The following is a 9,178-nucleotide window of genomic DNA, read 5'->3' on the forward strand; positions in this document are numbered from 1 at the left end:
TCACCGTGGAGCGGTCCACAAAGGCGTAGTGCCCCACAGCACCCGCGCCGATCAGAACCGCCACCCGGAACCACCACACCAGTACGGCTAGCCACTGCAGCGGTCACCGTGGAGCGGTCCACAAAGGCGTAGTACACCACGGCACCCCCACCGGCCAGAACCGCCACCGGTGCGCATGTTTAACGTAAACCATGACATGATCGCTTGACGATTGAAGAGTTAATCACACTGCGTTATCGGGTCGATTGCAAAACACCTGGTAACGGACTATATTTATTGTTGAACGTTGTAAACGCTTCCTTGAATAACCCTTAAAGGGGGGATAGATAATGGTACAAAAGTTAATTTTGCTAGTATGTAGTGCGGGGATGTCGACCAGCCTACTAGTATCACGGATGACGGACGCTGCTTCAGATGCGGGGGTCGATGCCCAGGTTGTGGCAATCGGTTCAGCCGACGTCAATGCCGAATTAGCGACGGTGACTCCGGCCGTGATCATGGTGGCGCCGCAGGTCAGCTATTTAGCCACACAACTGCGGGCCAAACTAGACGTACCGGTTGCGGTAATGGATACGCATGACTACGCTACTTTGGCGGGCCCGCGCCTGTTGCAAAGTGCTTTGGATGCGATTCAGCGTGCCAGTGCGCACGCCTAAAGTCTCGAACCATTAGTTGTAAGCGTTGACAACTACTTGGTAATCAACGTACACTATCTGTGAATAAGTATATACAACTAACGGGACAACCCGAGAAGGTAGGTAGTGTGATGTTTGGTGCAATTGAGGCTGGTGGAACTAAGTTTGTGTGTGCGGTGGCGGATGAGCAGCTGGTGGTACAGGACCGGGTACGGATACCCACTGACGACCCCCAGAAGTGCGTGCCACAAATCGTGCAGTTTTTCCAGCAGTACCAGTTATCGGGCTTAGGCGTCGGTGCCTTTGGTCCAATTGGTATCAATCCGGAGTCTGCGGACTATGGTTTCGTGAAGCAAACTCCGAAGCCCGGCTGGTCCCACTTTGATTTTTTGGGTGCGCTCAAGACGGCACTGGATTGCCCAATTTACTGGACTACTGACGTGAACGTGGCGGCGTACGGTGAACTGCACCGCGGGGCCGCCCAGGGATTGCACAATGTGGTTTACCTAACCGTGGGCACTGGTATTGGCGGCGGGATTATCCATGACGGCAAGGTCTATACGGCGTACTCGCATCCCGAAGTGGGCCACATCGCGGTGCGCCCGTCTGCGGATGATGTGCCTGGTTTCAAAGGCGTGTGCCCATACCACGATTACTGCCTGGAAGGGATGGCTGCGGGCCCTGCCATTGAGGCCCGCGTCGGCGTACCCGCCGCAACTTTGAGTAAGACCGATGCCGTATGGGATATTGAGGCGTACTACCTCGCGCAGGCGGCCGTGGATTACACGCTGAGCTTTGCACCAGAACGCATCATTTTTGGTGGCGGCGTGTCCAACCAGGCACAGCTGTACCCATTGATCCAAGCGTCCTTTGCGGTGCAAATGAACGGGTACGTCGAAACACCACCGTTGAATGAGTACTTGGTGCACGCCGGTTTAGGTGATGACGCCGGCATTACGGGCGCGTTGTTGTTAGCTCAACGTGTGGCGACGCACTAAGTGAAGTACACAAAACTGTTTTGGGAGAAAATGGATGATTGTATTAGCTGGTACGGATTTGGACGGCACTTTTTTCAATAATCAAAGCCGCATATCGGATTACAACCGCCAGGCGGTGCGCGACTGGGTGCAAAGTGGGCGCGACTTTGCCATTTGCTCTGGGCGCTCACTGCCTACCGTTAGTCAACTGTTCAGTCATGACTTGCGGGTGCCGGGTTACAAAGTATGCCTGAATGGTGGCATTGTTTACGACAAGGACGATCAGCCGATTATGCGACGGCCCCTGGATAATGCGGTCGTACTGGCTGCATTTCACGTGGCCAAACACTACCTGGCGCGCATCGTGTTCTTTGCCGAGCACCATGCGGTTAGTTATACACCAGGTATTATGGGCCGAGTGCGGGGCAATTGGCATAACGGCGAGACCATCAAAATTACGCGTGAGGATGACTTGGTGCGAATGTTAACCGTGGATCACGTCCAGTTCTATAAGTTCACGTTTAACGGTATCTTTGGGAATGGTTTTAGCTTCGCTTTAGCTATGAAAAAGATTGCCGCGTTACCAATTCACTTATCGCGGTCAAACCGGTTCTTCTATGAAGCCAATGCACCACACACGACGAAAGCCAGTGCGCTGCACACCATTGCGACCACGACTGGTCGAAGTATGGCTAACTTCATGTGCTTTGGGGATTATGAAAATGACCTCGAGATGATTCGTGATGTGGGCTACGGCGTGGCGATGGCGAATGCCATTCCTAAAATCAAAGCGGTGGCGCGCCTCCAGACGGTGGACCACGACGACGATGGCGTGGGCAAGATGCTACACGCTGTGCTCGCTGGCAAAATTCAATAAAACTATACACTATCCAATAAAAGTATTTACAACTGTCCAATTATTTGCCACAATGTGGTTATGTTAGCGCTACCACGAAACGGAGGGATGGTTGTGAGTACTATTTTTATTAACATAGTGGGGATTGCGATTATTGTCGGACCAATTCTTATTTTGGCCTATCAGAACGACAAAGTATCGCTCAAGCCGCTACGTCCGATGGATGAACAGCGTCCACGCTTTGTGATTGATCTCTGGTTCTTCCAGGGTGGGCGTCGTCACGTCATGGCGAGCGAGACGTACCAACCAGGCAAAGTTGTTGGCAGTGCTCAGGGCGGTCGTTACCGGATTGAACACGTGGAGCACCTACGCCGCTTGGGTGGTTTACGGGAGCACTACGAATTAGACATGCGCCGGTTGCCGGCGAACGCGAACGCAACTGCTGACGTGTTCAGCCACGCATAGATAAGCAAAGCAAAGACCCGTGGGTGTTGATCCACGGGTCTTTGCTTTGGTATAGGCTATTATGCGAGGGCGTCATCATGCTAGTCCGGATACCAACAGGCGTGCTCAACAAAGCGTCACCAACGGTATAGTCCGATATGTTCAAAGTGTGCGAAAAAAGCATGTTTTTTTATCGCTCTAAAATCGGCACTTAAAGCGCTTGATGACGGCGTTTACAACGTTGAGACCTTGGTATTGTAAGCGAATTTGTATATACATTAGAATAAAAAGTATTGAATTGTTATCGGCACGGTGTATACTTTAGATGTTGATAGAAGTCGAAAGCGTTTGCAACACTTGCGCGTGAGGAGGTCCGTTTAGTCAGACATGGCTCTACGTTGATATTTAAGTTGAGCAGCTGGTGGTCGTTTTAAGTTACGTATAGAAATTATTCGATCATTGTTGACTGGCATCCCAATTGGGGAGGGGTGCTGGTTGGACCACCAACTGCGGGAGTTGAAGAATAGGAGATGTTATACACATGGCTCTAGAAGATACTAAATTCGGTCAGGGCTTCATCAAAGTCGCCGTAGCGATTGGGAACGAAATTCACTTGCGTTCGCTGCGTGACGCCTTTGCCACCATCATGCCACTGTATATTTTGGCAGGTTTGGCAACCCTGATTAACAACACTGTGTTCACCTGGATGTTTAAGGGTGCTACGTTACTGAAGGTTCAGTACTGGGGCACGATGTTGTCCAACGCGACCCTGAATATTTCCAGTTTACTGATTGCCACCATGATTGGTTACTTCCTGGCAAAGAACCGTAACTTCAGCAACCCGCTGGCCGCGGCGATGGTGTCACTGGCTACTTTGGTAGCAATGATGCCGAACACCGTGCAGATTATTGCTGACGGTGCCAAGAAGGCATCCAACATTAGTGGTGTACTGCCATTCACTGAACTCGGTACTGGTGGTATGTTTGCCGGTGTTATCATGGGTCTGCTGGCTACGGAACTGTTTATCAAGGTTTCTAGCATCAAGGCCCTCAAGGTTAACTTGGGCGACCAGGTACCACCTGCAGTTGGCGATTCATTCAACGTTCTGATTCCCGTCATCCTGGTTCTGTCGTTCTTTGCCCTGATTTCGGCTGTACTGTACGACACGACCAGCATGAACGTCATCAGTTTGATTACGACCTTCATCCAGGAACCACTACGTCACGTTGGTACTGGTATTGTTGGTACGCTGATTATTTACACGTTGGCTAACTTGCTATGGTTGTTCGGTATTCACTTCTCCGTTATTTACAGTACGATTCTGGAACCACTGTTGATCATCAACATCGTTCAGAACACTGCTGCTTACAGCGCGGGTCACGCAATTCCTAACATCATCAACCTGTCACTGGTTCAGTCCTTCGCTCTGTTGGGTGGTTCTGGTGGTACGCTTTGCCTGCTGGTTGCAACCTTCATCGTGAGTCGCAACGCGGCTTCACGGAATGTTGCCAAGCTGGCTTTGCTTCCAGGTGTGTTCAATATTAACGAACCCGTTATCTTTGGTTACCCAATCGTGTACAACGTTTCGCTGATTATTCCATTTATCGTTCTGCCATCCCTAGGCATCTTTGTTGCTTGGTTGGCAACGGTTCTCGGTTGGATGAGCCCAATGGTTGTCCAAGTACCATGGACGACACCAATGTTCCTGAACTCATTCCTGGCAACTGGTGGTGACTGGCGTGCGCCGGTAATCCAGATTGTGGTCTTCATTGTGGGTGTGCTGCTGTACCTGCCATTCGTTAAGATTAACGATGGTGTTGTTGCCAAGCAGGTTGCGCAGGAAAAGGCGCAGGCTGCTAAGGAAGCATAATTTAGTGCTGCTACGTCTAACTCCTCTAGACGTTGAAACGATTTGATCATGGAGCCCCCGACGGTGTACCAGCCGGCAGGGGGCTTTTTAGTGCGTGGCTGGTCGCACTTGCGTGATGGCTCCGGTCGAGCGGCTGGCGGAGGCGGCCGGGGCTGTGAGCCTTACGCTCTCGCCCGTTCCGGGCTACCGCGAAAAATTGAACTCGAAAACCGCGATTTCAATTTTTTGATTCCGTAATGCGCTCCGCTTATAACGGAACTTCGGGCATACAGCTGTCACCTCCGCCAGCCGCTCGACCTCCACCACCACGCAAGTGCGACCAACATTGAGTATGGATTGGATGATTAGCGCTTCACCCGGCTACTAAAAAGTTTTTTCAGTACATTTTGTTCACCTTGGGGATCGAGCTTGTTAAAAAAACTGCAGCAGGGTATACCCTGTTGTTACAGCCTCAGCCCTGTATTCAAAAATCTAGCCATTTTGTTGTTGCGGCACCACCTTTGCTTCCGGAGTATTTGCGACACCTAGCAGTTGCCCGACCGCGTATACGGCCACCCCGATGGCGCCATCAATTGCTAGTAGCAGCCACAGAGGTAATACGTGCACCGCAGCCGTCGCGATAAAACCACCAGCCGCCATCACTAACTGCGCCACCCCGATAAAGGTGCTAAAAACTCGCCCTTGCATCCCCGGTTCAACCGTTGCCGATAACCAACTAACCAACGGGATGTTAAGCGCACTTAGCGCCAAACCCGTTGTTGCCCCAAAAACAATGGCTAATATCCAGGCGACTGGTAACCAGGAAATAAAGGCCGTCAGACTCCACGCTATGAGCGCAACGCCATCGACGACTATCCAAAGAAACAAGCTCTTGATCATATTTTGCTCGGCGCGCATCAGGCGGACGGCCACTAGCCCGCCCAGAATTGTCCCCACCGACATCATACCTTCGGCCACGCCGTACGTGCCCGTAGACATGTGCAAAGTCTTGAGCAGAAAGGGCGCTGTGATTCCTTCGCCAATACCGCCCGCTAGGTTCACCATCAGCCCCGACAGCAGAATGATTCTGAGCACCCTACGGTTAAATATGTATTGCCAACCCGAACGGAAGCTATCACCAAAGCTAGTACTTTGTTCATCATCAACGGCTGATTCTACGTGATAGCGGTGGAAGTCGACCGTGCTCATGACTACCAACACGAGCAATTCACACACTATTTCAAGACCAATTACACCGCGAATACTGGTGAGGGGATAAATGACGGCTGCCAGCATCGGGGTGACAACAGCAACGATAGAAGTCCCAGTTTGCTCGTAACCACGGAGCGGGCCAATGTGATCGCCCTCGACCTGACCGATTGCCGCCGCGATATTGTTGTTGCTAAAAATGCCGTCAGCAGCGCGTAAGAGAAAAATCATGATGTATAGGGCGATAATACTGGTGGACCAAATCCAACCGATGATCAGCGCGCCCACCGAGAGCAACTGTAGTAGTTGCATGAGCAATTTCTTGTCCACGCGGTCGACCAGGAAGCCCCCGATTGTGAGGGTGATGATTGCGGTCGAAGCACTCAGCGCCTGCGACAAAACAAATTGGCCGACGCCGAACCGGGCTAGCAGGTATAGGGAAACACTGAAGGCCAACAAGGTACTGCCGGCGGTGCCCAACACTGATGCAGTAATAATCTTGAAGATTTGGGAACGGTCTTTATCCATGAGCAGTGACTTCCTTCATGGGCAATTTGAATTAAAAAGTGATAACTATTTGGTTAAGATTATACAATCTGCACTTAATATTGCAACACAAAAGGCGTCGTATCGACCGTTTGACTGAACGGTGACTACGACGCCTTTGTGGTTGTCATTCTACGGTTGCCTCCTGTTGGCGGGGCAACCCGGGGTGAGCGTTGGTATATGTTTGCGCTGTGGATGGAGGGCAAAGTCGGGGTGACTTTGCGCCTCACCAGCAGCTGATGATAACGCTCGTGTCACGATACGCGTGGTGAATCAAAACTTGTTGATAGAAGTGATTACGTTCGCGTAACGCGTTAATCTAGCTGGGCACCGTTAGAAGCGATGACCTTTTGGAACCACCAATACGACTTCTTCGGAATGCGGCGCATGTCGCGTAGGTCATGGTTCGTCCGGTTGACGTAGATCATGCCGTAACGTTTATCCATGTTACCCGAAGAGCTCGGAATATCGATTAATCCCCATCCCAAGTAGCCCAGCACCTCCACGCCGTCGGTGAAGACCGCGTCTTTGAGTGCCTGAATGTGTTGACGGTGGTAATCAATCCGGTAATCATCCTGGATTTCGTGACCCTGGTACACTTCCCGGATACCAATCCCGTTTTCAATCGGAAACATGGGGACGTGGTACTGGTTGTAAACCTTGGTTAAAATATCGCGGAAGCCTAACGGGTCGACGTTCCAGCCCCACTCGTTTGCCTGCAACCCGGGCACTGGCTGGGCGCCGAAGTCGAGATAGTGGTTGGGGATGGTATTGATTGGCACCATACTGCTGTTAATTTGCACTGAACGGTAGTAACTGAAGGCGATGAAGTCACTGTGGAGTTGATCAAACGTCGCCTGGTCGTCATCCGTAAAGTCCAAATCAATCCGCTGATTGCGGACAAAGGTGAGCCACTCTGTGGAATAATGCCCGTTGACGAAAACGTCAAGCAGGTTACGGTTCAGAAACTCGTCAATCCGACGGGCATAGAGAACGTCGCGTGGATTCGAGGAGGCAGGGTACACCTCGGAGTAGGCTAGCATGCCACCAATTTTGGCGTTACTGTGGGCGTGCAGATAGTTAGCAACGGCGGCGTGGGCCACCATCACGTGGTGACTAATCTGGAACAGCTCCTCGTCGGTCTCTGGGCCCTGCAGATACCCGGCAATCCTGAATGCTTCGTTCATCGAGTACAGGTTTTGCTCGTTGAATGTGATCCAGTATGGCACGCGGTCTGCAAAGCGGTCGACCATGGTCTGTCCGTAGCGAATGAACGCGTCCACCACGTGCCGGTCGCTGAAGCCGTTGTACTTTTCGGCCAGGGCGAGGGGCATATCAAAGTGGTACAGACAAATCATTGGGGTGATATTCCGGGCAATTAGTTTATTGATCAGTTCATCGTAAAAACGAATGCCCTCCTCGTTAAACTCGCCGTCACCGGTGGGACAAACCCGACTCCAAGAAATTTGGAACCGGTAGCAGTTCATCCCCTGTTGGGCCATGAGGTCTAAGTCCTCGTCGTAACGGTGATAATCGTCAATGGCAACATGCCAATCGCTGCTTTGGTCGGTTGCCGGACGGTCATCATAGACGGACTTACCCTTACCGCCCTCATTCCATCCGCCCTCAGTTTGCATACTGGAAGTGGAATTTCCCCAAAGAAACCCGCTCGGTAATGGTTGGGACATACTTTTTGCCTCCTTCAGGTATAATGGATCCTTGAATCCGGTTTCATTATGCCACGGTTTAGGCGATTCGTAAAGCTTTTTATTTGAAAAGTATATACAAATAATCAAATTAGGCTATCGCAACTGAAGGTAAAAGGGCGTAAAATGTAGGCAGACAATGGTTTTCTCGGGAGGCGTGTCCATGTATAAATACCAGGATATTTCGCAACAATTACGCAAAAAGTTTACGGGTGGTGAGTACCAACCCGGTGATTTATTACCCGATCAGGAAACGCTGGCGCAGGAATTTAACACCACCAGAATGACCGTCCGCAAAGCAATCCAGTTGCTGATTGTGGAGGGGGTTGTGTACACCAAGCGTGGGGCCGGAACGTTTTTACGTAAGGACTTTAACACTGAGGACAAGCACGATATGGAGTCATCAGTGGATCGGCCAGTGGGGACCACTTTGACCTACGCGGGACGGAAAGTGACGAGCAAAGTATTGTCGTTGGACGCACGCCTGCCCACCGAGGCCGAACAAAATAGTCTGATCATTGGCCCCGACGAGCCCGTGTACGTAATTCGGCGGGTACGGTACGTCGACGGGTTAGTTTATGCGTACGAGCACACAATTATGCCCACCAAGATTACTACGATTACGCGCGAAATTTTGGAGGGCTCCGTATACAAACACCTAGCCGATGAGGCGCACGTGCACATCGCGGGCTCACACCGGCGGATTCACGCCATCAAGGCCACGCAGGACGACGTCGAGGCGATGGGGTGCGAACTGAACGACCCCGTTTTGGTCATCAACCAGGTGAGTTACACCGAGGAGGGGGAGCCATTCGAGGTCTCCGAGGAACACTTTCCTTATGAAACCAGCAGCGTCGTCGCCGACGTCGAACTCAACATCTCCAGCCAAACGCACTAGTGTAGCCGCCGGCTTGCACTGCGGCGGTTAAGCTTGTGACCGGCTACTAGCCTCACGC

8 protein-coding genes are annotated in these 9,178 nt (G+C 51.6%); 6 read left to right on the forward strand and 2 right to left on the reverse strand.

The features are described from left to right. Positions 1-329: 329 nt before the first annotated feature. The 5 genes from LPA02S_RS09315 to LPA02S_RS09335 all read left to right on the forward strand — a co-directional run bounded on the left by LPA02S_RS09315 (position 330) and on the right by LPA02S_RS09335 (position 4,782). Entirely contained in the window at positions 330-656 is a 327-nt protein-coding gene (locus LPA02S_RS09315) for a PTS sugar transporter subunit IIB (RefSeq protein ID WP_054649554.1), read from the forward strand. Between the two features lie 110 nt (positions 657-766). Beyond that, positions 767-1,633, forward strand: a complete 867-nt coding sequence (locus LPA02S_RS09320) for an ROK family protein (protein ID WP_056956356.1) — start codon at positions 767-769, stop codon at positions 1,631-1,633. Between the two features lie 34 nt (positions 1,634-1,667). Continuing rightward, positions 1,668-2,489, forward strand: a complete 822-nt coding sequence (locus LPA02S_RS09325; protein WP_056956355.1) for an HAD family hydrolase — start codon at positions 1,668-1,670, stop codon at positions 2,487-2,489. Positions 2,490-2,582: 93 nt separating this feature from the next. Further along, entirely contained in the window at positions 2,583-2,933 is a 351-nt protein-coding gene (locus LPA02S_RS09330) for a hypothetical protein (RefSeq protein ID WP_054649550.1), read from the forward strand. Between the two features lie 520 nt (positions 2,934-3,453). Beyond that, entirely contained in the window at positions 3,454-4,782 is a 1,329-nt protein-coding gene (locus tag LPA02S_RS09335; protein WP_054649548.1) for a PTS sugar transporter subunit IIC, read from the forward strand. Between the two features lie 471 nt (positions 4,783-5,253). Here the strand turns inward: LPA02S_RS09335 and LPA02S_RS09340 are convergent, their stop codons facing one another. Beyond that, positions 5,254-6,498 (reverse strand): MFS transporter, encoded by a 1,245-nt coding sequence (locus tag LPA02S_RS09340; protein WP_054649546.1) that lies wholly within the window; start codon positions 6,496-6,498, stop codon positions 5,254-5,256. A gap of 332 nt (positions 6,499-6,830) precedes the next feature. Beyond that, positions 6,831-8,204 (reverse strand): glycoside hydrolase family 1 protein, encoded by a 1,374-nt coding sequence (locus LPA02S_RS09345; protein ID WP_054649544.1) that lies wholly within the window; start codon positions 8,202-8,204, stop codon positions 6,831-6,833. A 181-nt stretch (positions 8,205-8,385) separates the two neighbouring features. Between LPA02S_RS09345 and LPA02S_RS09350 the strand changes: the two genes are divergently transcribed. Next, positions 8,386-9,120 carry a GntR family transcriptional regulator gene (locus LPA02S_RS09350; protein ID WP_054649542.1) on the forward strand — a complete coding sequence of 245 codons (735 nt, stop codon included), beginning with the start codon at positions 8,386-8,388 and terminating at the stop codon, positions 9,118-9,120. Positions 9,121-9,178: the final 58 nt, after the last annotated feature.

The organism is Lacticaseibacillus pantheris DSM 15945 = JCM 12539 = NBRC 106106, assembly GCF_001591865.1.
GTDB classification, from domain to species: domain Bacteria; phylum Bacillota; class Bacilli; order Lactobacillales; family Lactobacillaceae; genus Lacticaseibacillus; species Lacticaseibacillus pantheris.